Here is a 24298-nt window from a genome sequence, read left to right as displayed (position 1 = left end):
GTGGATTCCATTCTGAAGTGCGAAACTCATCCGCGGCGGTTGCCGCGCTGACGGCGAGCCCTCCGCACAGGCTATTGGCACATGGATTGAGGTGGCAAGGCTCGCTCTCCCAGTTCACTCAAAACGCTTCGACACGTAACGCCCTCGCGCGCGGATACCTCATGCCGCTTCGCTACCATTGCGATGTCACGTCCATGTCGAATGTTAACCAAACTGCCTCACGACACGGCTTGTAACCTTGCTAGGTCTCTGACGCGCGACAGAACGCATAAATTTTATCGATGCTGAGCCGAGGAGCATCCGTTCCTCGGCTGATGCCTGTCTTGTGCGGAATGACAGAGAAGGATGCCTGGAATGGCGACGATCGACTGGAATGGCGGATCGGGTGACTGGAACGATTCGAGTGACTGGACACCCGGACAGGTGCCGACGGCAGGGGATGATGCAACAGTAGCAGGCACAATCGCATCGGCGATTACGATCAGCAGCGCGGATTCCATTGTCATCGCTAACCTGACGATAGATAATCCCCTCGCCTCGCTCGAAGTCGATGGCTACCTTTCCGCCGACACGATTGCGCTTCAATCCGGCACGATTATCGATGACGGGACGATCGCGAATGCGACCATCGCCATGGACGGCGGCACGTTCGCGGCTGGCGCCGGCTGGCTGCACGGCGATACGATCGAAGGCAATCTCGACCTCGCCAATACCGCGCTACTGTTCATCCAGGGCGGCCTGACGGCGACCGGTCTGAATGGCACCGGTGACGGCACCATCACCATCGACGGTTCCGACAGCAACCTCATCTTCAACGACGCGACCGACAGCTTCGACAATGCCACCATCACCATCGGCTCCGCCGGCGGTCTGGACAGCCTCAGCGCGGGCGGCATCCTGACGCTCGGCACCGGCGTCGTCGTGCAGACCACCACCGCCTTCTTCAGCGACACGCTGGGCAGCGACAGCGGCGGCACCATCATCAATGACGGCCTTATCGACGTTGATGCGACCTCCGGCACCATGGACCTGTCCAGCCCCGGCTTCATCAATAACGGCCAGATTACCGTCACAGGCGGTGCCATTCTTGATGTCGAATCCAATTTTGGCACCTTTGCCAATAGCGGCACGCTGACCATCGGCAATGCCTCCACCGCCGCCATCGAATATATCAACGCCTTCACCAATACCGGCTTCGTCGAAGTTCAGGGCGGCGGCGAACTCGACCTCGATCTTTATGCCAGCGCCCTCACCCAGTCCCAGACTGCCGGCGGCACGGTTGAGGTTGACGGTCTGCTGAATGCCGAAGGCGATACGCTCAATATCGGCACCGATACCGGCTTCTCCACGCTGCTCAACTACGGCACCATCGAAAATGCCACGCTCGTCCTCAATGGCGGGTCGCTCGGGATGGGCTTCAGCCTGTTCAAGAACGACACCGTCGAGGGTAATTTCACGGTTGACGGTGAAGCCACGGCCGAAATCCAGGGCAGCTTCGCGGCGACCGGCATCGACGGCACCGGCGATGGCACCATCACCATCGACGGCAGCGACAGCACCCTGCTGTTCAACGATGCGACCGATAGCCTGGACAACACCACCATCACCATCGGCAGCGCCACCGGCCTCGACTCCATCAGCGCCGGCGGCATACTGACGCTCGGCACCGGCGTCGTTGTTCAGACCACCACCGCCTTCTTCAGCGACACCTTCGGTAGCGTCGGCGCCGGCACCATCATCAATGACGGCAGCATCATCGTCGATGCCACATCCGGCACGATGAACCTGGAAAGCCCGGGCTTCATCAATAACGGCCAGATCACCGTCACCGGTGGCGCCGATCTCGACATCACGCCCTACGGCACCTTCGCCAATAACGGCACGCTGACGGTTGGCAACGGCTCCACCGCCGCCATCGAATACCTCACGGGCTTCACCAATACCGGCTTCATCGAAGTCCAGGGCGGCGGCGAACTCGACCTCGATACCTATGCCTCGGCCCTGACCATCGCGCAGACCACCGGCGGCACTATCGAAGTCGATGGCCTGCTGAATGCCGAAGGCGAGACGCTGAACATCGCCGCCAATACCGATTTCTCGACCGTCCTTAACTACGGCACCATCGAGAATGCGGTCCTGAAGCTGAACGGCGGTACCTTCAATGCCGGCGGCTGGCTGCATGGTGATACCATCGAGGGCAATCTCGACCTGGTGAATTCTGCCCAGCTGTTTATCCAGGGCGGCCTGACGGCGACCGGGCTGGATGGCACCGGTGACGGCACCATCACCATTGACGGTTCCGACAGCAACCTGATCTTCAACGACGCGACCGACACTTTCGACAATGCCACCATCACCATCGGCTCCGCCGGCGGTCTGGACAGCCTCAGCGCCGGCGGCATCCTGACGCTCGGCACCGGTGTTGTTGTGCAGACCACCACCGCCTTCTTCAGCGACACGCTAGGCAGCGACAGCGGCGGCACCATCATCAATGACGGCCTTATCGACGTCGATGCCTCCAGCGGCACGATGAACCTGTCCAGCCCGGGCTTCATCAATAACGGCCAGATCACCGTTGCGGGCGGCGCCGGCCTGAACGTGGAATCCAACTTCGGCACCTTCAGCAATGCGGGCACGCTGACCATCGACACCGGGTCCACCGCTGCCATCCAGTATCTCAACGCCTTCATCAATACCGGCGCGGTTGACGTCGATGGCGGGCAGTTGCTGGTCGACACCAATATGGTGGCAGCCATACCCACCACCGCTGACATTATGGCGGGTATTGCCGTTGCCGGCACGATTACGGTTGAGAATGGCGGCACCGCCACCTTCGACATCGCGGTTGATGCCAATCAGACGATCAGCTTCGCGGGTCATAGCAACAGCGTTGTGGTCAATGACCCGAGCGCCTTCGCCGCGACCATCGCCAATTTCGTCAACGGCGACAGCATCACCCTCGCCGGTCTGGCCGATGACAGCTTCAGCTTCGCTGACGATGTCATGACCTTCAGCCAGGACGGCACGGTGACGGGCACCCTCACCTTCACCGGCGACTACCAGGCATCGGACTTCATCACCGGCACGGATAGCGCCGGCGACCTGATCCTGAACAGCGCCGTGCTGCCGTGCTTCGCGTCCGGCACGCGCATCCTGACCGCGCGCGGTGCGGTTGCGGTGGAAGCGCTGCGGGAGGGTGACAGCGTCGTCACCGTCACGGACGGTGTGCGCCGCCTGACGCCAGTGACCTGGATCGGCCATCGTAGCATCACCCTCGCCCGCCATGCGGCACCCGAGAAGGTGCGGCCGGTGCGGATTGCGGCCGGGGCCTTCGGCGACGGCATGCCGGTGCGCGACCTGCTGCTGTCCCCCGATCATGCGGTCTTCGCCGAAGGCGTGCTGGTGCCGGTGAAACACCTCATCAACGGCAGCACGGTGCGCTTCGACCACAGCATCGGCAGCGTGACCTATTTCCACGTCGAACTGGCGCAGCATGAGGTTCTGCTGGCGGAAGGCCTGCCGGCCGAGAGCTATCTGGAAACGGGTGGCCGCGCGATGTTCGAGAATGGCGGGCTGCCTGTCGTGCTGCATGCCGATTTCTCGCCCATGGCCTGGGACGTTCTGTCCTGCGCCGCATTGAAGGTGACGGGCGTGGAAGTGGATGCCATCCGCGCGACCCTCGCCGCACGGGCGAAAGTCAGCGTCGCCGCCTAAACCCTGGCGACTGAGTGAGGCGAAACGGCGCGGGCAACCCCCGCGCCGTTTTGCGTTTTGGCTTCTCTGGTCTTGTGCACGGCATAAGACCAGCCCTAGGCTTGGTGCGCTTGCCTTGGACGATTACACCGCTGCCGGGGGTATCAAAGCCTATGACGACCGACCCGTTTCATCTGGGTTTGTTTCTGCAAGGATCGAGCGTTCAGGCCTGGGGTGAGGCCTGGACCGGCCGCATTGGTGAAACCTGGATGCGCCCGGATCTTTTCATCGATGTCGCAAAGTCCATGGAGCGTGCCTGCTTCGATTATATCCTGATCGAGGATGCCTCCTATATCGGCGAGAGCTACGGCAAATCCCGCGAGACCTATCTGCATCACGGCATGTCCGTGCCGCGACAAGACCCCTCGGTGGTCGCGACGCTGATGGCGGCGGCGACATCGCGCATCGGCATCGTGCCGACCTTCGGCACCTTCGCCTATCCGCCCTATCTGCTGGCGCGGCTGATGGCGACGATGGATCAGGTTTCCTCCGGCCGCGCAGGCTGGAACATGGTGACGGGCAGTTCGGACTTCGCCGCTCGCAACTATGGCCTGGACGGCATGCCGGAGCATGACCTGCGCTATGAGATGGCGGAGGAATATATCGATCTCATCCGCCAGCTCTGGGCCGGGTGGCAGCCGGGCGCCATGGTCGCCGATACCGACAGCGGCATGTTGATCGACCATACCAAGGTCAAGCAGATCGATTTCGAGGGCCGCTTCTACACATCGCGCGGGCCGCTGAATGCCGGGCCTTGCCCGCAGGGCCGTCCGGTCATCGCCCAGGCTGGTGGATCAGCACGCGGCCGGCAGTTCGCCGCCAAATATGCCGATACGATCGTCGCTTCCGTGGAAGGGGCCGATGCCATGCGCGCCTTTCGCGCGGATGTGCGCAAGCGCATGGCGGCAGAAGGACGCAACCCGGATGACTGCAAGGTCTTGTTCCTGATCTCGCCGCTGATGGGGGAAACGCGCGCGGATGCCGAGCGGCTGCTGGAACGGCGCAGCGCGAAGATGAGCCAGCGCACCGATCAGCGACTGGCCTTCCTCAGCAAAATCACCAATGTCGACTTCAAGCAATTCGATCTCGATACGCCCTTGGGCGAAGTAAAGACCAACGGCCACCAGCAATTGCTGGACGATTTCAGGCGCAAGACCGGCCATATGCCGCTGCGCGAGGCCATTCTGCATTACGATGCCGAGGGTGGCTCGATGGATTTCATCGGCTCCCCGGATGATATCGCCAGCCAGATGGCGGAGATGATGCAGCATATCGGCGGCGACGGTTTCCTCGTCTCCTACGCCAATATGTCACGCCGCACGATGGCGGAGATCGAGGACGGGCTGGTGCCGGTGCTGCAAAAACGCGGGTTGATGCGGAAAGGCTATGGCCACACGCAGTTCCGCGACAATCTTCTGGAGTTTTAGGGGCTGCAAGTTTTGGTGGGACCACCGTCATCCCCGTGCTCGACACGGGGATCTTCTTGTCTTGGCTCTGCGGCGAATAGAAGATGCCCGCTTAAGCGGGCATGACGGATTTGGTGCGCGTCGCGTCATCTGCGACATACTCTAACCGATGAGCGCGTAGGTTCCTGCTGCCGTCAGCATGACGGTCGCCGGGATCAGCGCGCCCCAGCTATAGAACCGGTCGGCATCCGGACTGTCATCGCCCTGCCCGTCCTGGCGGTGGAAATTCTCCCGGCAGACGCGCGCATCCCGCCAGCCGGATGCAAACATAGCCCAGGCGCGATGCGAGACTTCGGTCGCCAGATCATCCCGCCCGGCCCGGCGCAGCCCTTCCCAGACCAGAAAGATATGCGGCGGCCAGATACGCCCGCGCCAATAGACATTGTCCACACTCGCCGGATCATCGTTCGCTGATGACGGCAAAACTCGCTCGCCCCAGAATTTATCGGGGTTAAGCAGGTATCCGTCGATCAAGGCATTGATCTGCTCATTTGAAGCGGCACCGGCCAGCAGCGGATAGAAGCAGGTGACGGAGAGTGACGGCTCAAACGCGCCGGACCAGTGCCGGCCGGCGAAAACTTGCCGGTCCGCATGCCACAGCCTGTCGGCGATGCGGGCGTTCAAAGCAGAGGCTGTTTCACGAAGGGCTGCGGCCGTCTCAGACTCTCCCAGAACCTCGGCGATCCTCGCCAGACATTGCGCATCGAGGGAAACAAGGCTGTTCAGCCCCGGCTCGGCCATCGTCATTGTATGCGCGTCCGTGTCGAACCCTGCATTGTCGAAGATCGGCGCATTATCCATGAAGGATTCGTCCATCGCCCCTTGCTTGGTATGAACGAAAGCGCCGGTGCCGGTGGCGGAACTGCCATATTCGATCAGCCCATCGCCATTGCCGTCGCGCTTGTTCAGCCACCAGCGATGGGCGCGCAACAGGGTCGGGAAATGCTCGATAAGCAAGGACCGGTCGCCCGTCATCTCAAACAGTCGCCACAGCACATAGGCACCGATCGGCGATTGTGCGCGGTCGATCCATTCCTCATTGGTCGTGCGCAGACAGGCCAGATTGCCTTCCGGCGACTGATAGCCGAGGGCCGCTTCCAGATTGGCGCGCGCGGTCGCGAAATCTCCCACCATGCCGGCCATCAGGGCATGGAACAGAATATCGTTCAGCCAGACACCCCAGCCGGAGAATTTGCCCGTCAGCCAGTTACGCGTCAGCACCGTGGTGACGCGGTGATTGTCCTTATCCCAGAGCGTGTTCCAGGCGACGATATCGCGCACGGCGGCAAAGGCCTCATCGGCCGCAGGCAGGGTTGCGGGCGGGCTTTGCAGCAGTGCCACACTGGCGGTTTCCGCCATGGCGCGGTCGGTGCCGAGCGCCACCGCCACGCAAACCTCCGGGTGCATCTGAGCATTGAAGCGCAGCACGCCCCAGCGGCTGCCCGTCTCCTCGCGCGGCGGCACGTAATAGCCGCGCGCATTCATATCCTGCGCGAAGGTCTCGATCTCGGCATAGGCACCGCCATAGGCGGCGGGTTCGGAAGACTGCGCCGAGGCCCAGAGCGAGCGATGACGCGCCAATAGCCGTGGCGGCGCATTGGGGGGCATCGGCTCCTTGTTTTCCACCGTCACCCAGGGCTCATCCTCGCGCCAGGGCGCCGGGCCGCCTTGCAGATCCTGAAAGCCCATTTCCAGCGCCATCCAGAAGCGCAGGCCCCATTCCCCGGTTTTCAGAACCCGCAGGCGGGCCAGGACGGAATGCGGATCGGGCTTGCTATAGGTCAGTTCCAGTTCCGCCCCGGCATGACTGACGCGGGCGCGGATGAAACTGCCGTCGGAGGCATGGTCCAGCAGCGAAATGCCGCTGCCTTGTCCCAGCAGGCGGTATTTTCCGTCCGCGCTGCTGAACAAAGAGAAGCGCAGCGTCAGCCCCGTGGGCAGATGCACCATCGCCAGCGGGTCACGCGCATCCCAGCTGTTCCACTGGCGGCTTGGACTGACCGTCATGGCAGCAGCCTTCCGCCACGAATGACAAGGCACACCGGCATGCCGATCTCCCAGGGGCCGGCCGCCAGCACATCGGGCGAAAGGGAGAGGACGGAGACCGCCTGCCCTTCCACCTCGACGCGCAGCGTCACCACCGGGCCGCCGAATTCGGTCGCGATCAGGCGGCCGCCCAGTTGCCCTGGCAAGGCAGCGCCGGGCTGGACCAGAATCTGTTCCGGCCGCACCGCCAGTTGTAAAGCGGCACCCGGATTGGCCTTGGCCAAAGCCTCAGCAAGCTCAGCCGGTGGCGCGAAAGTCTGGTTTCCCAGCCGCAGGCTTTGGCCTTGGGCCGTGACGGCCAGAAGATTGATGGCGCCCAGAAAGCCGGCGACAAATTCATCCGCCGGATGGCTGTAGATATCGGTGGGCGCGCCCTGCTGACGCAAGGCGCCACCTTCAAGCACCAGAACGCGGTCGGCCAGGAAAAGCGCCTCCTCCTGATCATGCGTCACCATGACGGTGGTCACACCCGTCTCCGCCTGGATGCGCTTCAATTCCTCCCGCACTTCCTGCCGCACTTTGCGGTCCAGCGCGGAGAGCGGCTCGTCCAGCAGCAGCAATTGCGGCTTGATGACCAAAGCCCGCGCCAAGGCCACGCGCTGCTGCTGGCCGCCGGACAGCGCCGCCGGCTTGCGCTGGCCGAAGTCGGCCATGCGGACGAGGCGCAGAACTTCTTCCACCCTTGATGCGCGCTCGGCCTTGGCGACACCGCGCATCTTGAGGCCGAAACCGATATTCTCGGCCACTGTCATATGCGGAAACAAGGCATAGTGCTGAAAGACGACGCCGATATTGCGATGTTCGGGCGGCATATCGGTGATGACACGACCCGCCAGCGTCACGCTGCCGCGCGCGGCCGGCGTGAACCCCGCCACGATCTTGAGCAGCGTCGTCTTGCCCGAGCCTGACGGCCCCAGCAGGGTATGAAACTCCCCGCGCGGCACCGACAGGCTGACATCCTTCAAGACCTGGACAGGCCCGAAATCCTTGCCGACCGCCGTAATCGTCAGCCCGTCTTCCCTGCCGGTCATAGCGCGGCTCCTCCCGGCAGTCCGGCATTGCGCAGGCCCAGGCGATGCAGGATCGCGATGAACAGGCAGGTAATGCCGACGATGAGCGTTGCCAGCGCATTGAGATCGGGCAGATAGCCGACGCGGATGAGCGTGTAGATTTTCAGCGGCAGGGTCTGCACGCCGAAAGGTGCGAGGAAATACTGGATCAGGAAATTGTTGAAGGAGACCATGAAGGCAATGAGCGTTCCGCTGATGATGGAGGGCAGGATGAGAGGCGCGCTGACGCGCAGGAAGCTGATGATGGGGCTGGCGCCGAGGGATCGCGCCGCGAAATCCAGGTCCCGGTCCAGCGCATTCAGCCGGGCGGCGACGATGAAGACGACATAGGGCAGGACGGTCGCGAGCAGGCCGAGATAGATGGCGAAAAGACTGCGCCCGATACCGATGGCATTCATCACCAGCAGCATGGCCAGGCCCAGGATCAGCCATGGCACGGTAATGGCGCTGAGCAGCGCGGCCCGAAACAGCGTACCGGCGATTTTGGACGCGCGCCTGTCCAGCCAGACGGCCGCCATGGTGCCGAAGACGGCGGCGCTGACGGCAACGAGAAAGGACAGCTCAACCGACAGCCAGGTGGGGCCGAGCAGGCCGGAATCCGTGAAGAGCGCGCCATACCATTTCAGCGTGCCTTGAAACGGAAAGGTGCCATAGGGCGAGGTATTGAAGGACAGAAGAATGATGATGCCGAGCGGCACGAACAGGATTGCAAGGCTCAGCGCCAGCATGCCGATCATGAAAGGCGACAGCGCTTCCGCGTCACGCAGGCGGGATCTACGCATGGGTCAGGCCTTTCACCCACTGGGCGACGGGTCTGACGGCCGAGACCAGTCCAGTGATGATCAGCATCCCGAGCAGCAGCAGGATGGACAGCGCCGAGCCGAAGGACGGGTCATCCGCCCGCGTCATCTGATCGGCGATGATATTGCCCAGCAGCAACCCATGCGGGCCGCCCAGAATCTGGCTTTCCACGAAGGCGCCGCCCATGGGCACGAAGACCATGACGAGGGCCGAGACGAGCGCGGGTGCCGCCATGGGAAAGACGATATGCGTCATGCGACGGAGGCGGCCGGCGCCGAGCGACCCGGCGGCAGCCAGCAGATTTCCATCGATCCGCTGCATGCCGGAAAACAGCACGAAGATCATCAGCGGCAAATTCTCGTAGACCAGCATGACGATGGTCGCAGGTTGGCTATAGAGGATCGACGCGCCGGGCGATGCGAGACCCACCAGACGCAGCAGCGCCATGATCGGGCTGCCCGGCCCCAGAACCACAAAGATGCTGTAGATGAGCAGCAGATAAGACGTCAGGTAAGGAATGATGACGGCGAGGAGAATGAGATTGCGGGTCCGTCCCGGCAGGCGCGACAGCGCCCAGGCCGGACACCAGGCAATCGCCGCCGTGATCAGCGCCGCCAGCCCCGCTGTCCACAGCGTCTTGATCGCCAATCGCGCGTAAAGCGGGCTGTCGATCATCCGTTGATAGCTGTCGAGCGATAGCGGCGCCCCTGCTCCATCAGGCGCGAAGCTGAACCAGATCAGCACGGCCAGCGGTATGACCACCATCAGTGCCAGCACAATGGCCGCGGGCAGCAGCAGGATGGGTGTCGCCAGAAGGTTGAGGAAGCGCCGCATCATCGGCTCAGGAGGCCTTCACATCTTCCCAGAGCTGCGTCCATTTCTTGAGCGCGGCCGGGGAAATGCCGGTCTGCAGCGCGATCTTGCCTTTGTAGTTGAGCAGCGGACCCGCCATCAGCTTGTCGGAGGCCGCCTGCGGCAGCGCCTTCACGGCATCCGTGTTCACCGGCACGGCCAGTTCCTGATTGGGGCCGGGCGTGCCGATCCATTGCGTGAAATAGGCGGGGCTGGTCAGGAAATTGATCCAGGCATAGGCCAGGTCCAAATGCGGGGTCTTGGAGACGATGGCCCAGGTATCGCCCCAGACGACGGTGCCGTCATCCGGAAAGACATAGTCCAGCGGATGGCCGTTGGTCTTCAGCGTGCCGGCGAGGCCCGACCACAGATTGCCCATGGTGATTTCGCCGGTGGTGAAAGCCTTGTTCCAGTCGTCGCCCGAGGACCAGAAGAGCTTCACATTCTCCTTCAGCGCCAGAAGCGCGGTCCGCACCTTGGCCAGATCCGGGTTCTGCGGATCTTCGCCCAGATAGAGCGCGGCCGTCATGATAGCCGTTGTCGGGTCATCGAAAAAGCCGACCTTGCCCTTGCTCGCCGGATCCCAAAGCACTTTCCAGCTTGTCGGCGTCGGATGGACGTCGGTATTCACCGCGAGCGAAGTGGCACCCTGCACCCAAGGCACGGCATAGACCTGACCGTTGAGGCGGATCGACGGGTCAGCGCTGAAACGCTCCTCCAGCGACGACCATGTGTGGATTTTGGAGGTGTCGATGGGCTGGAACAGCGATTGCTGAGCCCCCGTGGCGACATATTCCAGATTAGGCAGAACGACGTCGATCTTGCCCATGCCCCCCTGGCGCAGCATCTGGAGCAAGTCATCTTCCGAGGTGAAATAGACGTTCTTGATGGTGGCGCCGGTCATGTCCTGGAACATCTTGACCGTTGCCGCGTCATCGGACCCGTAATTCTGCCAGGATGCGACGGTCAGAGCCTGGCCTTTGAAGGCGGCAGTCTGGGCGCGGGCGATACCGGGAATGGCCATCAAAGCACCGGCGGCCAGCACGGAGCGGCGAGTAAGGGACATCGTCAAGCTTCCTGTCAGATAAGGGTTATCGTGAGAGTATCAGCCAACCTTTTCCGCACGGCGCAGAACGGGATTTTCCGCACTGCCAAGAAAGTCGTCCAGTTCACGCGCATCGGGCGCCGTCGCCGGGCCTTTGCGCGTGACAGAAAGGGCTGCCGCCGCATTGGCGCGGGCGACAGCCGCAAGCGGGGCCAGACCGGCAGCGAGAGAGGCGATGAGCACGCCGCTATGCGTGTCCCCCGCGCCGGTGGAATCGATCATCGTCACAGGCGGCGCAGGCACCAGAACGGGTGCCGTGTCGATGCCCGTGGACAGCCAGGCCCCGGCCGCGCCATCGCGCAGAATCAGAAGCGCATCGGGCGCGAGGCGCATCCGGGTGCGGGCCAAGGCAGGGTCAGCCGTGCCGGTCAGCATCTCCGCCTCGCGCCGGTTCATGCTCCAGACCGTCGCACGCGGCATGACCTGCGCCATGACGGCTTCGGGAATGTCTGCAACCAAAGGGCCAGGATCGACCACGAAGCCGATCTCCCACGGCAGACCTGTCATCCAGGCCGCAATCGGGCGCCCGAGTTCAGGGTAGCTGAGGTCATAGCCGGAGGCGAAGAGCACATCCCCCATCCGCAGCGGCAGGTCCGCGAAGCGTCGGCCGGCCAGTGCGGCTTCGACACCAGGGCTGGAGACGAAAGTACGTTCGCCGTCGGGTTCCACCATGACAAGGCAAAAGCCGCTATCGGCGTCGGTCACGGGCGGATGAACGGTCGCAATGCCCTCCCGCGCGAAATCGGCGCGGATCTGCGCGCCATAAGGCCCGCTGCCGTGGCGGCCGGCGAAGATGCAGTCCATGCCCTGGCGCGCGGCAGCGGCCAGGATATTGAAGCCGCCGCCGGCCGAGACCTGCGCACCAGTGCCGATGACATCACCACCGCGCGCGGGCAGATGCGGCACATCCAGACGGATATCCGCGAGCACGCTGCCGACCGTGAAAAGCCGGGGTGCCCTGCCGTCCATCAGCCCGCCTGCCCGGTGCGCAGCGTCAGAAGATCGGCGGCCAAGGCTTCCAGTGTCAAATCCGGGTTGGCGGCATTCAGCTTGGCGACCTGATCGGCCGGAAAGGCGCTGGCGCCGTGACAGGCGCCCATGATGGCACCGGCAATGGCGCCCACCGTATCGCAGTCGCCGCCCAGGCTGGCGGCCAGACAGCAGACCCGCCAAGGGTCGTGTGGCGCGACCGCACAGATGGCAAGCGCCGCCGGCACGGCTTCGTTGGTGGCGACGCCCGTGCCGACGAGACGATAGATAAGGTCCAGCGCCGTGTCTTCGGATTGACCGCGCACCAGATCCAGCGCCCAGGCGCTGCGCGCCGCGACATCGCCGCCCGCGAAATAGAAGCCGCGCTTGGCGCCGAGTTTCGCGGCCTCGATGGCAATCACCAGCGCGTCCGCCACCGATGCGCCGTCAATGCCGGCGCTGACGGCCGCCGCCACGGCCGAGGCCCCGGCGATGGCGACCGTCGTATTATGCGTCACATGGCCGGTCTGAAAGACGGCATCGACAATGGTGCTGAGCGGCTCTGCCGGAAAGGCAATACCGACGGGCGCCACCCGCATCGCCGCGCCATTGGTGGAACCACTGCGGCCGGTGAGTTCGGTCGACATGCCGCCTGCCACCAGCGTCAGCGCGGCGCGGGTGGAAGGGCCAAGCAGGTCATGCGATCCGATCTCGATCATCCGCTTTTCCCATGCCAGCAGACGGGATGCGAAGAGTTCAGGGTCAACGGCGCCCTGCCCCGCCACCAGCAATTCACCCAGGATGACGGCCTGATCGGTATCGTCCGTCACGCGGCCCGCTGCCATGCCACGGCTGATGAAATTATCGTCTGGCCCTGGCTGGAAGCTGTCCAGAATGCCATAGCGTTCGGCAATGAGGCTGCGCGGCGTATATTGTGTCGGCATCCCCAAGGCGTCACCGATGGCCAGGCCCAGCAAGGCCCCGTAAGCGCGGTCAAGTATGGTCATTTCAAGGTTTCACCGAAGCTGAGCTGAAGCGTGAAATGGGACGGATGCAGGCGGCTGCGGACATGTTCCACAATGGCGCCCGCCGCGTCATGCACGATGCGCGTGGTGCCCAGGAAGGGTTCGCCTTCCGGCTGCTGCAATTCGGCCGCGTCAGCCGCCGAAAGGCGCACGAGGTCCACCGATTCCGTGCCGCCGACGGGGCGAATGTCCAATGCTTCCAGCGTCCGTCGCAATGACCCATCAACCAGGCCACCCTCGATGACGCCCGCGAAGCTGTCCCGCCAGGGTAGCCGGCTGCGTTCGAGGGAAATCGGCTTGCCGCTTTCCGTGCTGCGCACGCGGTCGAGCGCCAGAAAAACCGCTGTCGGTAGCGCCAGGGTTTCAGCCAGTGCCGCGTCTTCCATGCGGTCGAAGCGCAGAATGCGCGGCGCCTGCACCACGCCGTGGCGCGCCAGCGCGCGGGACCAGCCGAGATCGTCATCCAGCCGCGCACCGTCATAACAGACGAAGGAGCCGGCCCCGGTCCAGGTTTCGATCAGCCCGGCATCCTGCAAGCTGGACAGCGCCTGACGGATGGTGCTGCGGCTGACATCGAATTTGCGGGCGAGGTCGTTCTCACCGGGCAGACGCTCCCCCGGCTGGAAAGCACCCGTCTGGATGTCCCTGGTCAGCAGATCGGCCAGACGCTGATATTTTGCCGCCACCTGTACGAACCTGTACGTTCCTGTCCGATCCTAGGCAGATCGTTCGGTGGGGTGCAAGCAGGAAAGCGGTTGGGTCTCACAACAAGATCAGGCGGGCTTTTAATCTGCCAAACCGAGCATAACCAGCAGCATGCTATTCAACGCTATGAGGTCTTGCGGTTCCAAGTGCCCGAAGCTAGGCCCGCATTTCGCTCGCGGATAGGCAAGCACCTTATCCACCATGACTTGCGATGGCTTTTGCAGTCCATTGCGTGCATTGGCTTCGATGGTCAGGCGATAAAGTGGCGCGTCAGACAGCGTGCTGGTCAGCAGGGCAACCAGCACGCTCTCGGCGCCGTCCAAGGCATCAGACTGCACAACGATGGCCGGACGCGCTTTGCCGTAGTCCCCTTGGGCCGATACCGTAACAAGATCACCTCGTCTCATGGCTCAGGCCATTCAAAAGCTTCGGCAATGAAGTTGGTGGCATCGGCCTCCTCAGGCCGTCCGCGCAACATCTCACCTTGCCGTCGGGCTTCAGCCGCGAACTCCGGATGGCTTGTATCGGGTACCCAAATCCGCAGCATTTTCATGCCGCGATGCTGTTGGCGCTGCCGATAGCGTTGGAACTTCGTCAGCCCATCTCCGTCGCGGGAAGCTTGAGACATGAATACTCTCCACTGGCAGCGCGCGACTTTATCACAACAGTAGCGCGCTACCAAATGGGCCTAAAGCATCGCCGCAAACTGCTCGGGCGTATCGAGATCGTCCAGAATGCCGGCACTTTCTACCGGCAGACGATGCACCTCGGTGCTGGCCGCCAGAATATCCCTTGCCCCGCGATCCCCGGTCAGGGTGCCGAGCGCCGCGAAATGCGCCCGCCCCCACAGGATCGGGTTGCCCTGTTTGCCGTCGAAGGTCGGGCGGATGATGCCGCGCCCTTCAACGGGCGCGAAAGCCGCCATCATGGCGCGCAGAACGGCGGCCGGCACGAAGGGCATATCGCCCAGGCAGATCAGCACGGCATCGCAATCGTCAGGCACGGCGGCGATGCCTGCGCGCAGACTGGCGGACAGGCCCTGTTCATAGCTGCCGGCATGGACGCGCATCAGCGGCAGATGCACCGTTGCGCGCTCCACCGTGTCACGCTCATGGCCTGTCACCAGAATGACCGGCGCCGCCCCGCTGGCCAGAACCTGGCTCAGGGTCGCGCTCAGCACCGTGCCGCCGGCCGGCCAAGGCATCAGCAGTTTGTTGACCTCGCCCATGCGGCGCGACAGGCCGGCCGCCAGAACGATGGCCGCGATGCGCGTCATGACCGCCGTCCGCGCCGCGCCGCGATCACGCCCGCGACGATGGAGACCGCGATTTCACTCGGGCCGATTCCGCCGATATCGAGACCGACCGGGCCATGAATGCGGGCCAGCGCCGCCTCCGCCACGCCGCTCTCTCGCAAGCGCTCCAGCCGCGCCGCGTGGCTGCGGCGGGAGCCAAGCGCGCCGACATAGAAGACAGGCGCGGCCAGCGCTTCGATCAAGGCGGGGTCATCGAATTTCGGATCATGCGTCATGGTGACGACAGCGCAACGCACGTCGAGGCCAAGCGTCGCCAGTCCGCTATCCGGCCAGTCCAGCACCAGCCGCGTGTCGGGAAAGCGTTCGGGCGTGCAGAAATGCTCACGCGGATCGATGATGACGGTCTCGAAACCCGCAAGCCGCGCCATCGGCGCCAGGGACTGGGCGATGCGCACGGCCCCGATGATGATGAGGCGCGGCGCCGGGTTGAAGGCCTCGACGAAAAAGGGCTCACCCCCGACATCGCACAGCACAGGCGTGTCAGCCGACAAGGCTTCCGCCACGGCCGGGCCGAAGGCTGCCTCGCCATTGGCGATCACCCGCGCGCCGCCGCCATCCAGCCGGCGGGCGACCGCCAGACTGTCCCGCCGTTCCCGCGCCGCGAAGAGTGCTGGCAGGATCGCGGTCTGCAAGGGCTCGACATAGATTTCGATCTGCCCGCCGCAGGCCAGGCCGACCGACCAGGCGAGTTCGTCCGCCACACCGAAACTCAGGCGTTCGGCGCCGCCCTCGGCCAGAATGCGCTGCGCCGTCTGGATGACCGCACTCTCCACGCAGCCGCCGCTGACGGCACCGCTGATGCGCCCGGACTGGCCCACCACCATATGGCTGCCGGCAGCACAAGGCGAACTCCCCCAGGTGCGCAAAACGGTGGCGCAGGCAACGCTTTCGCCTGCCTGCGCCCATGTCCAGCCGTCCCGCAAAGGGTCTTGGGTCGAAGTCATCCCGCCAGGCTCCGTCGATCCCGGCTATCCTGCACCGAGGATCGGCGACACGCCAAGCGCGCGTCTTACTTGGCGGCGGTTGCCTGGTCACGGAACAGCGTGTCCGCCACCTGCTTCTGCGTGGGCGAAAGCTGGCCGTAGACGGCTGCGAAGGCATCGGCCAGCTTTTGCGTGTTATCGGCATAGGCGCGCGCCACCTGGGCGTAGGACTGCATGTTCTGCAACGCGTTCATGGTTTTGGCCGTCTGCGCACGCTGCGCGAAGACCGCATCCGTGCTGGTGGCATTGTCGCGCATGGCCTGGGCGAAAGCGTCCCAGGCCGGGGTTTCGGCGTCGGTAATGACAAGACGCGCCTTCAGCGCGGCGATGCGGTCATCGATCGCTTTGGCGGTGGTATTGCTGACATCGGTCGGGGTTGCGGCATGGGCGCTGCCCTGGATGAGGCCAAGCGCCGGGGTCAGCATCAGGGCCAGAGCCGCGGTGCGGAACAGTGTGATGGTCTTCATGATTATCCTGTGTTTTACGTCAAACTCGGAAAGCGAGGCACGCGCGTTGCGCGGTCAGTGGTGCCAGGGATTGCCGCCGCCGTGGCCCCCGCCATCGCCGTGCCAGCCGCCGCCATGGCCCCATGCAGGCCGTCCCCAGCCAGCGCGACCCCATCCGGCATGCCCCCAACCCGGACGGCCCCAACCCGGGCGGCCCCATCCAGGGCGGCCCCATCCTGCGCCGTAACCGTGACGGACGGCGTAATAGCCATGCGGATGAATGACGGCGAGGCCGACGGCCGTCGCCGCCAGACCACCGACGACGACACCGCCCGTGATATAGCCGTGGGACCACCAGGCCGGCTGCGGCGCCACAAAGGCCAATGAAGGCGGGCAAAGCGCCATCGCATAGGCCGGCGGCGCGAAAATGACGGGCGGCGGCGCGGCCGCCACCACCACTGCCGGCTGGGGCAGCACGACAATCGGCGGCGGTGCGGCCGCCATCAGCATGGCGGGAGCCGGCGGCGGTGCTTCGGCCACAACCGGCGCAGGCGGCAGCGGCGCCAAGGGCGCTGCCGCAATCACCGGCGGCGGGGCGATAATGACCGGCGGTGGCGCGATGGCCGGCAGACCCAGCACGATCGGCGGCGGCACGGCGTAGATCGGCGGTGCCGCAAAGACGACCGGCGGGGCAAAGACCACGCCGGCCGCGACCCCCACCATCATGCTGTCCCAGGCCCAGCTGCGGCCACCCCAGGCATAGGGCGCGCCGACGCCCCAGGACCGGTGCCAGTCCCAGCCGTGCCAGCCGGGCCGGCCCGGCCCCCAGGCCGCGACATAACCCGGATGGCCGTGATAGCCGGGACCACGATAGGCATAGCGCGGGCCGCCATAACCCCAGCCAGGCCCCCCGTAACCCGGACGGCCCCATCCGGGCGGCCCACCATGCCAGCCGGGACCGCCATAGGCCTGACGGCCCCATCCGCTGCCATGTCCCCAGCCCCCACCATGGCCCCAACCGCCGCCTTGAGGGCGGCCCCAGCCGCCGCCACCGTGGCCCCAGCCACCCGGCTGCCCGCCACCATGATAGCCGCCGCCACCGCCGCCGCCGTGCCAATAGCCCTGCGCGGCCGACGGCTGGGTGACCGCCAGCGCACCGGTGCCGGCGACGAGTGCCGCTGCCGCCCATCGCCGCCAACGGCGGTCTTTTCCCTGTGCCAGATTCGCCATCACCGCCTCTTATCTATCCTCGTTGCCCCAGGCTTCGCGGAGGAGACGGGCAAGATTGCGGCAAGTCTGTTTACAGTCTGAAACGTGACGTGATTGTGATCGCGCGCATGGTACCGACAATGATTGCGAGTATATCTCGCAAAATCGTGAGTGATGATCTGTCAAACAAAAAGACCGCAGTGCCTTTGGGTGCCGCAGCCTTGTTGTCGATCCATATTGGAATTAATTCCCAGGATCAAAATCCTAGGAACATTCTCCTTGCCATCCTCGCGAATGCGGGGATCTTCTTCCTAATGTGGTGCCACGACGGCCAGAAGATGACCGCTTTCGCGGGCATGACGGTCAAGGGCGGCATGACGGTCAAAGGATGGCCCCGACCGTCCCTCAGAAACTTAGCTTAAGACGCCAGATAGGTTTCCACCGGGCGGCGCATCACCGCCATCACCACATCCATCTCCGGCGAGGCATTGCCCCGGCAGTCATGGATGACGTCGCCATATTGGGACTGATGCGTCATGATCGCCTGCTGCTTCAGGTCGATCTGCTCCGCGATATCCAGCCGGTAGCCATGGGCGGGCAGTTCGTCCACCTCCGTCTCATCCGGCAAAGCCCAGCCGCTGATCGGATAGCTGAGCAGCGGCAGCCCTTCGCGCACCGCGACATGCTCGGCCAGCGTCGCGGCAGCCACGTGATCGGTATGGGGGTCATGCTGCCAGGGCGCGATGATGAGGTTGCAACCATGGCTTTCGCAGATGCCGGCGATGCGGCGAGCCGCGAATTGATAGGCCGGGCCGGCGCTGGGCATTTCATGATCGGCATGGCCCAGGAACCAGGTATAGCCGTGCGGCAGGCCGAGGACATGCAGCGCTTCCCGCGCCTCCTCCTCCCGCATATGGCGCAGCTTCTCGGGCGGATGGGTGACGGAATTGGGGTGCGACAGGCAGCCATCCGTCAGGATGACGACATGCGGCGGCGTTCCGGCGGCGCAAAGCTGGGCGATCAACCCGCCACAGCCCAGGGTCTCGTCATCGGGATGCGGTGCCACGATCAGCGGCACCCGGCCCCGCAGCATCTCCTCCAGGCTGACCAGCGGCAGCTCGTTCCAGGCCTTCCGCAGGGCGTCCATGCGCATCATTCACCGTCCCCCAAACTCACCCGAATTCACCACCGGGCACTTGACGGCGCAAGCCTAGCACGAGCGCGGCAGAGACGTCATGAAAGCGCGAGGCCGGTGGCCAGCCCCCTGCGCAGACCCCTGTCTGATGCAGATCAATGCCATCCGGCCATGAGGCGCGTCAGGGCTTTCTGAATTCGGCCCGTGCCTGCCAGACCTCTGCCATCTCGGCCGCCGCCGCTTCCGCGCCCCGGCCAAGCAGGCGCATGACAAGACCGGTCTTGCGCTTCGGTTTCAGCCAGGTGGCGCGGGCCTTGGCACCGCCGATTTCGCGCAGCAGCCCGTCGACATCGCCGAGCGCGTCGATCAGCCCGGCCGCCTGAGCCTTCGAGCCGATCATATAGCTGCCGTCGAAGAGTTCGCTCTCCGGCCGGGTCAACTTGGCGCCGCGCCGGCCGCGCACCCAATCCTTGAAATGCCCGTGCAGATCCGTCAGCAGCGCCTGGGTAAAGGCCACGTCCTCGGGCTTTTCCGGGCTGAAGGGGTCATTGCGGGATTTGTTTTGCCCGGCGGTATAGACGCGGCGGTCGATATCCAGCTTCTCCAGCAGGCGCGGCACGCCGAAACCGCCGCCGATGACGCCGATGGAGCCCACGATGCTCATGGGGTTGGCGCGAATTTCATCCGCCGCGCAGGCAATCCAATAGCCGCCCGAGGCACCGACATCGCCGATGACGGCGGTCACGCGCACGCCGCTTTCCTCCGCCCGCCGGCGGATGAACCGGCCGATGAGGTCGGACTGCACGGGCGACCCGCCGGGGCTTTCGATGGCCAGGATCAGGCGCTTATGGGCGCTGGCCTTGGCGATGGCGAAGCCGCGCTCCAGCAGCGGCCCGACGCCCTGGATATTCAGCGCGCCCTGCCGCCCGGCGATGACGCCGCGCAATTCCACGACCGGGACAGGTTTGGCACGCCAGAAGAGCAGACCCATGGCTTATGTTCCCTGTGGCGGTGGGCCGGCCGTGACGGCCGGTGGTTCGATGGCGGGCTGCGGCACGGGCCGTTCGGGCAAAGGCCGTTCCAGCATTTCGACCTGCACCGCCAGCGGATGCTGGAAGGCGGTGACGGTCGCCGGCGGCATGATGCGGATGCCGGCGTCCTGGAAGGCAAGCTTGATGCGGCGATTCAGCTCGCGCTGCACGCTCCATCGCGTCTTGTCGGTGCAGACCACCTGCCCGGCCAGTGTCGCTGTGGTGCCGTCGATCTTGTCGACACCCCAATATTGCAGATCGCTGAGCATTCCGGCCGAGAAGGCCTCCTCCGCGCGCAGGTCCAGCACGATCTGCTTCAGCAACTCGCCCGCCTTATCGGTATCCTCCTCATAGGACAAGGTGACCGAAACAGCGGCGTTGCCCAGGCCGCGATTGGTATTGGTGACGGTCGTGACCGAGCTGAAGGGGATGATGTGGACGGAGCCGTCGCTGGCGCGCAGGCGCAGCGTGCGGATGGAGAGGTTTTCCACCGTGCCGGACAGGCCGCCCGCCGTCACCCAGTCGCCCACCTGCATGGCATTTTCCAGAAGCAGGAAAATGCCGTTGATGAAATCCTGCACGAGTTTCTGAGAGCCGAAGCCCAGCGCCACGCCGATGATGCTGGCACCCGCCAGAAGCGGCGCGATATTGACGCCGATCTCGCTCAGAACCGTCAGGGCGAAGACCACCAGCAGCGTGATCAGCACGGTATTGCGCAGGATCGGCACCACCGTCTTGATGCGCGCGGCACGGACGTAAGACCCCTGCTGGGAGAGCTCGTCCATATAGATCTGCATGACGTAGTTCAGCGTCTCCCAGATCACCACGGCGACCACGAGGGTCGCGACGATGGTGCCGAGAGAACTGAACAGCCGCGTGCCGAGATCGCCGACCCGCAGCCATTGCAGTATGTTCAGCCCCCAGAACTGGCCCAACACGAAAAGCAGGGCCAGGATCATGACGAGGTTGATGACCATGCGCAGCGGCAGGTGATACCGCGCCGCCCGCTTGGCCAGCAGCACGCGGCGCGGGTCCGAGAAATCATTGCCGACCGCGAAGATTTTCTCCAGCCCGCCCAGCAGCACGATATGCAGCACGCGGAAGACGACCAGGATGGCCAGCGTGCCGAGAATGATGCGCGTGGGATGCTGGACGTGGTTCATGAACTCGGTGGCGAACACGATCCAGCCGAGCATGATCACGATGATGGCCTGCCAGTGCCAGACGCTGGCCAGGCGAGCCTTCATATTATGCCAGAATGTGTGCTTCTCGCCCGGCACGCCGCGCAGCCAGGATTCCACCTCCCGCCGGCGCTTCAGCACCATGACGACCAGCATCAGGTGGATGATCAGGCCGAACACGCGGCCAATGCCGTGCTGCACGCGATGTTCCATGCCGGACAGACCGCCGACCTGAACCACGGCGAAGCCCAGCACGATCACCAGCGCGATGCGGCGGCACCAGATGGCCAGGAAGGCCGCGCTTTCGTCCGATATATGCAGCAGCCGCAGCTTGTTGCTGGGCGCGCAGAAGGTGCCGCGCGCCGCCACCAGCAAAAGCCGGCATAGGACATAGGCATTGACCACGGCCTCGATCATCAGCCGCATCAGAATGTCGCTGACGAGGGGGGACGCCAGAAGCAGCGTCGCGACCGCCAGAAACGCAATCGGCGGCAGCGCGTCCACCGCCATGGCACCCAGGATATAGGGCAGACGCCGCAGCAGCGGCCAGCCACCCTGCAAGGGCCGCAGCCGCGTGAAACGGCCATTGGGCCGCGACGACACCGCAGGAACGGCCGGCTCGGCCAAAGCGGGTTCGGCGGCAGCCTCCGCGTCGGAGATGACGGGCAGCGCAGCCTCTCGCGCGGCAATGGCCCGCGCCTGGCTTTCGGCCTCGGTTCCTTCCGCGCCTTCCGGCACATCGTCCTCGGCTGTCACGACGCTATCGACCGTCGGCGCGCCGGCTGCGGCCATCTCCTGTTTGGCGCGCGCCTCAGCGGTCTTGGAATTGCGCCCCAGCCGTTTGTAGAGCGGCGCGGTAAAATGCCAGACGCCGAATTCGCAGGCGAAGGCGACCAGCAGCACAAGCGCCAGGCGCCAGACGGCGGAGAGGATGATTTGCAGGATGATCGGATCCTGCACCGTCTCCTTCACCCAATCGCCGACCGCGCGATACTGGGTGATTTTCGTCAGCGTCACGATCACCGAATTGTCGAGTTCGGTGAGGATGCTGTCGGCCTGATCGATCAGATCGGCGCCCAGGCTATTGGGCTTCAGCGCCACCGTCGCCTTGGCAGGGGCCGCAGCGGCCGCCGGGGTCGAGGCCGCAGGCTTCGCCGTGCTGTCGGCGGCAAGGGGCGGTGCCGTCGCCGGCAGAACCTTTTCCAGCCCTTGCAGGGTCTTGACCAGTTGCGACCGCTGCTGCGGGCTTTGCAGCACGGACAGAAGCTGATGCGCGTCCGCCGCGCTCAGTCCCGCAGGCACCTGGGCCGGGGCTGGCGCCGCATTGCCCTGCGCGGCGGCCGGCCGGATCGGCATCGCCGCCGCCATGAGCGTGAAGACGGCAATGAGGATGGTCGAAGGAACTAATCGCATGGCGCATCCCGGATCACGGGCACAGGGTTCCTGTCAACGCCCCGGCCCGGACGCCAGCCCCGAAGGACTGGCCGCACGAGGCCTCAATAGCCCAGAGCGAAACCGTCCTTGCGCGGCTCGGAACCGCCGTAAAGCGCGCCCTTTTCCCAATCCAGCCAGATGGCCTGGGCGCCGCCGATGGGGTCATCCGTTGTCACGATCTTGTGGCCGAGCGCGGCCAGACCGTCGCGTGCGAAAGCCGGCAGCGGGGCTTCCGCTTCCACATAGTCCCGCCCCGGTACGGGGAAGAGGCGCGGCAGCGCCATGGCGCTTTGCAGGTCCATGCCGAAATCCACGACCTTGGAGACCAGATGCGCCTGACCCATGGCCTGGAAATGCCCGCCCATGACGCCGAAGCTCATGGCCACGCGGTCTCCCTCGGTCATCATCGCCGGGATGATGGTGTGCATGGGTTGGCGGCGGGGGCCGAGCGTATTGGCGTGGCCCTCGTCCAGCGTGAAGCACATGCCCCGGTTATGCAGCAGCACGCCGCTGTCGGGCGCCAGGATGCCGCTGCCGAAGCTCTCGAACACGGAGTTGATGAAGCTGACCACATTGCGGTCGCTGTCCACCACGGTGAGATAGACCGTGTCCTTGTGTTCCGGCCCGGCGAAGGACGGCAAGTCCGTCATCGCCTTATCCGGGCTGATGCGGGCGGCGAGGCTGGCCGCGAATTCCGGCGACAGGATGTGCCGGCCCGTGGCGGGTGACCCTTCCGCCAGAATGGCACCGCGCACGGCATAGGCGAGTTTGGCGGCCTCGATCTCGATATGCAGGCGCGCCGGGTCCATCGGGTCACCCTGCCCCGGAAAATGCGACAGGATGTTCAGAATCAGCAGGGCGATGATGCCTTGGCCCGGCGGTGGGCATTCATGGACCTTGTATTGCCGGAACTGGGTCGCAATCGGCGTGACATAGCGCCCGCCGGCGTCATGGAAATCCGACAGCGTATGAAAGCCGCCTTCGGCCTGAAGGACGGAGACCATCTCCGCCGCGATGGGGCCTTTGTAGAAGGCATCCGGGCCGCCCGCCGCGATGGCGCGCAGCGTGCGGCCGAGGGCGGGCAGTTTCAGCCGCTCGCCGGCCTGGGGCGCGCGACCGTCGATCAGATAGGTGGCGGCCGTCGCCGGTCGGCTGCGCAGCAGCGGCTCGGTCTCGGCCCAGTCATGCGAGACGCGCGGTGTCACGGCAAAACCCTGCTCGGCATGGGCGATGGCGGGTTCCAGCAGTCGGGCTAGCGGCAGTTTGCCGTGATCGGCCGAAAGCCGGCACCAGGCGTCGATGGCACCAGGGACCGTCACCGCATGGGGCGAGCGGTCCGGGATTGAAGCCAGACCCTGGGCGCGCAGCGCCGCCGCAGAGATGGCGTTGGGGGACCGGCCGGCGCCGTTGAAGGCGGTGATATGGGCCTGACCCTTGGGTGCCCAGAGCACGAAGCAGTCGCCGCCGATGCCGGTCATCGCTGGCTCCACCACCGCCTGCACCGCCGCCGCCGCAATCGCCGCGTCCATCGCATTGCCGCCCTCGCGCAGCACGTCCAGCGCCGCCAGCGTCGCGGCGGGATGGGAGGTCGCGGCCATGCCGCGCGCGCCGACGGCGACCGAACGGCCGGGCTGCTGGAAGTCGCGGCTTATTCCGTTTTTCATCTGGCTCTCGGTTCTTTCTCTCGGCTCGCGAGCAAAAGCCTAGCCCGCCCAGGCTCTTCACAGAAGCCCCGGACAGAGGCCTCGGGCAGAAGGCCCGGTGAAAATTTC

The 24298-nt window shown here is 64.8% G+C and carries 21 protein-coding genes; 3 read left to right on the top strand and 18 right to left on the bottom strand.

What is annotated here, in order from left to right:
* Window positions 1–354 precede the first annotated feature (354 nt).
* The gene (locus ASILVAE211_RS12460) at window positions 355–3714 is read left to right on the top strand and encodes a Hint domain-containing protein (RefSeq protein WP_227321631.1); all 3360 of its coding nucleotides are present in this window, start codon (window positions 355–357) and stop codon (window positions 3712–3714) included.
* A 152-nt stretch (window positions 3715–3866) separates the two neighbouring features.
* Window positions 3867–5180, top strand: coding sequence for an NtaA/DmoA family FMN-dependent monooxygenase (locus ASILVAE211_RS12455; RefSeq protein ID WP_227321630.1), 1314 nt, complete (start codon window positions 3867–3869; stop codon window positions 5178–5180).
* Window positions 5181–5321: 141 nt separating this feature from the next.
* Here ASILVAE211_RS12455 and ASILVAE211_RS12450 read toward each other — a convergent pair whose 3' ends face one another.
* The 14 genes from ASILVAE211_RS12450 to ASILVAE211_RS12385 all read right to left on the bottom strand — a co-directional run bounded on the left by ASILVAE211_RS12450 (window position 5322) and on the right by ASILVAE211_RS12385 (window position 17766).
* Window positions 5322–7226 carry an MGH1-like glycoside hydrolase domain-containing protein gene (locus ASILVAE211_RS12450; protein ID WP_227321629.1) on the bottom strand — a complete coding sequence of 635 codons (1905 nt, stop codon included), beginning with the start codon at window positions 7224–7226 and terminating at the stop codon, window positions 5322–5324.
* Entirely contained in the window at window positions 7223–8296 is a 1074-nt protein-coding gene (locus tag ASILVAE211_RS12445; protein ID WP_227321628.1) for an ABC transporter ATP-binding protein, read from the bottom strand. Before ASILVAE211_RS12445 ends, ASILVAE211_RS12450 begins: the two co-directional genes overlap by 4 nt.
* Entirely contained in the window at window positions 8293–9117 is an 825-nt protein-coding gene (locus tag ASILVAE211_RS12440; protein WP_227321627.1) for an ABC transporter permease, read from the bottom strand. The genes ASILVAE211_RS12445 and ASILVAE211_RS12440 overlap by 4 nt, the downstream gene beginning before the upstream one ends.
* Window positions 9110–9973 (bottom strand): ABC transporter permease, encoded by an 864-nt coding sequence (locus tag ASILVAE211_RS12435; RefSeq protein ID WP_227321626.1) that lies wholly within the window; start codon window positions 9971–9973, stop codon window positions 9110–9112. The genes ASILVAE211_RS12440 and ASILVAE211_RS12435 overlap by 8 nt, the downstream gene beginning before the upstream one ends.
* Before the next feature lie 4 nt (window positions 9974–9977).
* Complete coding sequence (locus ASILVAE211_RS12430) at window positions 9978–11054, bottom strand: ABC transporter substrate-binding protein (RefSeq protein ID WP_227321625.1); 1077 nt, start codon at window positions 11052–11054, stop codon at window positions 9978–9980.
* 39 nt (window positions 11055–11093) lie between these two features.
* On the bottom strand, window positions 11094–12062 hold the full coding sequence (locus ASILVAE211_RS12425) for a PfkB family carbohydrate kinase (protein ID WP_227321624.1): 969 nt from the start codon (window positions 12060–12062) through the stop codon (window positions 11094–11096).
* Window positions 12062–13069 (bottom strand): ADP-ribosylglycohydrolase family protein, encoded by a 1008-nt coding sequence (locus tag ASILVAE211_RS12420; RefSeq protein ID WP_227321623.1) that lies wholly within the window; start codon window positions 13067–13069, stop codon window positions 12062–12064. Before ASILVAE211_RS12420 ends, ASILVAE211_RS12425 begins: the two co-directional genes overlap by 1 nt.
* Entirely contained in the window at window positions 13066–13773 is a 708-nt protein-coding gene (locus tag ASILVAE211_RS12415; RefSeq protein ID WP_227321622.1) for a GntR family transcriptional regulator, read from the bottom strand. Before ASILVAE211_RS12415 ends, ASILVAE211_RS12420 begins: the two co-directional genes overlap by 4 nt.
* A gap of 99 nt (window positions 13774–13872) precedes the next feature.
* Window positions 13873–14199: a type II toxin-antitoxin system PemK/MazF family toxin gene (locus ASILVAE211_RS12410; RefSeq protein ID WP_227321621.1), complete on the bottom strand. Its 327-nt coding sequence runs from the start codon at window positions 14197–14199 to the stop codon at window positions 13873–13875.
* The gene (locus tag ASILVAE211_RS12405) at window positions 14196–14420 is read right to left on the bottom strand and encodes an antitoxin MazE-like protein (protein WP_227321620.1); all 225 of its coding nucleotides are present in this window, start codon (window positions 14418–14420) and stop codon (window positions 14196–14198) included. Before ASILVAE211_RS12405 ends, ASILVAE211_RS12410 begins: the two co-directional genes overlap by 4 nt.
* A 60-nt stretch (window positions 14421–14480) precedes the next feature.
* Window positions 14481–15068 (bottom strand): nucleotidyltransferase family protein, encoded by a 588-nt coding sequence (locus ASILVAE211_RS12400; RefSeq protein WP_227321619.1) that lies wholly within the window; start codon window positions 15066–15068, stop codon window positions 14481–14483.
* Window positions 15065–16051 (bottom strand): XdhC family protein, encoded by a 987-nt coding sequence (locus tag ASILVAE211_RS12395; protein ID WP_227321618.1) that lies wholly within the window; start codon window positions 16049–16051, stop codon window positions 15065–15067. Before ASILVAE211_RS12395 ends, ASILVAE211_RS12400 begins: the two co-directional genes overlap by 4 nt.
* A 65-nt stretch (window positions 16052–16116) precedes the next feature.
* Window positions 16117–16557: a Spy/CpxP family protein refolding chaperone gene (locus tag ASILVAE211_RS12390; protein WP_227321617.1), complete on the bottom strand. Its 441-nt coding sequence runs from the start codon at window positions 16555–16557 to the stop codon at window positions 16117–16119.
* A gap of 54 nt (window positions 16558–16611) precedes the next feature.
* Entirely contained in the window at window positions 16612–17766 is a 1155-nt protein-coding gene (locus ASILVAE211_RS12385) for a hypothetical protein (protein ID WP_227321653.1), read from the bottom strand.
* A gap of 89 nt (window positions 17767–17855) precedes the next feature.
* Between ASILVAE211_RS12385 and ASILVAE211_RS12380 the strand changes: the two genes are divergently transcribed.
* Entirely contained in the window at window positions 17856–18167 is a 312-nt protein-coding gene (locus tag ASILVAE211_RS12380) for a hypothetical protein (protein WP_227321616.1), read from the top strand.
* Here the strand turns inward: ASILVAE211_RS12380 and ASILVAE211_RS12375 are convergent.
* The 4 genes from ASILVAE211_RS12375 to ASILVAE211_RS12360 all read right to left on the bottom strand — a co-directional run bounded on the left by ASILVAE211_RS12375 (window position 18164) and on the right by ASILVAE211_RS12360 (window position 24190).
* Complete coding sequence (locus ASILVAE211_RS12375) at window positions 18164–18901, bottom strand: PIG-L deacetylase family protein (RefSeq protein WP_227321615.1); 738 nt, start codon at window positions 18899–18901, stop codon at window positions 18164–18166. The genes ASILVAE211_RS12380 and ASILVAE211_RS12375 overlap by 4 nt on opposite strands.
* 160 nt (window positions 18902–19061) lie before the next feature.
* Window positions 19062–19871, bottom strand: a complete 810-nt coding sequence (locus tag ASILVAE211_RS12370) for a S49 family peptidase (protein ID WP_227321614.1) — start codon at window positions 19869–19871, stop codon at window positions 19062–19064.
* 3 nt (window positions 19872–19874) lie between these two features.
* The gene (locus ASILVAE211_RS12365; RefSeq protein ID WP_227321613.1) at window positions 19875–22505 is read right to left on the bottom strand and encodes a mechanosensitive ion channel family protein; all 2631 of its coding nucleotides are present in this window, start codon (window positions 22503–22505) and stop codon (window positions 19875–19877) included.
* 83 nt (window positions 22506–22588) lie between these two features.
* Window positions 22589–24190: a gamma-glutamyltransferase family protein gene (locus ASILVAE211_RS12360; protein ID WP_227321612.1), complete on the bottom strand. Its 1602-nt coding sequence runs from the start codon at window positions 24188–24190 to the stop codon at window positions 22589–22591.
* Window positions 24191–24298: the final 108 nt, after the last annotated feature.

It is taken from the genome of Acidisoma silvae (assembly GCF_020618775.1).
Lineage (GTDB): Bacteria > Pseudomonadota > Alphaproteobacteria > Acetobacterales > Acetobacteraceae > Acidisoma > Acidisoma silvae.
Note: the sequence above shows the minus strand (reverse complement) of the source record. Positions and strands in the feature narration are given on the sequence as shown.

What these genes read in the sequence shown, in the direction of transcription:
- ASILVAE211_RS12460 (WP_227321631.1), top strand. Translation starts at nt 355, where the DNA reads ATGGCGACGATCGACTGGAATGGCGGATCGGGTGACTGGAACGATTCG.
- ASILVAE211_RS12455 (WP_227321630.1), top strand. Translation starts at nt 3,867, where the DNA reads ATGACGACCGACCCGTTTCATCTGGGTTTGTTTCTGCAAGGATCGAGC.
- ASILVAE211_RS12450 (WP_227321629.1), bottom strand. Translation starts at nt 7,226, where the DNA reads ATGACGGTCAGTCCAAGCCGCCAGTGGAACAGCTGGGATGCGCGTGAC.
- ASILVAE211_RS12445 (WP_227321628.1), bottom strand. Translation starts at nt 8,296, where the DNA reads ATGACCGGCAGGGAAGACGGGCTGACGATTACGGCGGTCGGCAAGGAT.
- ASILVAE211_RS12440 (WP_227321627.1), bottom strand. Translation starts at nt 9,117, where the DNA reads ATGCGTAGATCCCGCCTGCGTGACGCGGAAGCGCTGTCGCCTTTCATG.
- ASILVAE211_RS12435 (WP_227321626.1), bottom strand. Translation starts at nt 9,973, where the DNA reads ATGATGCGGCGCTTCCTCAACCTTCTGGCGACACCCATCCTGCTGCTG.
- ASILVAE211_RS12430 (WP_227321625.1), bottom strand. Translation starts at nt 11,054, where the DNA reads ATGTCCCTTACTCGCCGCTCCGTGCTGGCCGCCGGTGCTTTGATGGCC.
- ASILVAE211_RS12425 (WP_227321624.1), bottom strand. Translation starts at nt 12,062, where the DNA reads ATGGACGGCAGGGCACCCCGGCTTTTCACGGTCGGCAGCGTGCTCGCG.
- ASILVAE211_RS12420 (WP_227321623.1), bottom strand. Translation starts at nt 13,069, where the DNA reads ATGACCATACTTGACCGCGCTTACGGGGCCTTGCTGGGCCTGGCCATC.
- ASILVAE211_RS12410 (WP_227321621.1), bottom strand. Translation starts at nt 14,199, where the DNA reads ATGAGACGAGGTGATCTTGTTACGGTATCGGCCCAAGGGGACTACGGC.
- ASILVAE211_RS12405 (WP_227321620.1), bottom strand. Translation starts at nt 14,420, where the DNA reads ATGTCTCAAGCTTCCCGCGACGGAGATGGGCTGACGAAGTTCCAACGC.
- ASILVAE211_RS12400 (WP_227321619.1), bottom strand. Translation starts at nt 15,068, where the DNA reads ATGACGCGCATCGCGGCCATCGTTCTGGCGGCCGGCCTGTCGCGCCGC.
- ASILVAE211_RS12395 (WP_227321618.1), bottom strand. Translation starts at nt 16,051, where the DNA reads ATGACTTCGACCCAAGACCCTTTGCGGGACGGCTGGACATGGGCGCAG.
- ASILVAE211_RS12390 (WP_227321617.1), bottom strand. Translation starts at nt 16,557, where the DNA reads ATGAAGACCATCACACTGTTCCGCACCGCGGCTCTGGCCCTGATGCTG.
- ASILVAE211_RS12385 (WP_227321653.1), bottom strand. Translation starts at nt 17,766, where the DNA reads ATGGCGAATCTGGCACAGGGAAAAGACCGCCGTTGGCGGCGATGGGCG.
- ASILVAE211_RS12375 (WP_227321615.1), bottom strand. Translation starts at nt 18,901, where the DNA reads ATGATGCGCATGGACGCCCTGCGGAAGGCCTGGAACGAGCTGCCGCTG.
- ASILVAE211_RS12370 (WP_227321614.1), bottom strand. Translation starts at nt 19,871, where the DNA reads ATGGGTCTGCTCTTCTGGCGTGCCAAACCTGTCCCGGTCGTGGAATTG.
- ASILVAE211_RS12365 (WP_227321613.1), bottom strand. Translation starts at nt 22,505, where the DNA reads ATGCGATTAGTTCCTTCGACCATCCTCATTGCCGTCTTCACGCTCATG.
- ASILVAE211_RS12360 (WP_227321612.1), bottom strand. Translation starts at nt 24,190, where the DNA reads ATGAAAAACGGAATAAGCCGCGACTTCCAGCAGCCCGGCCGTTCGGTC.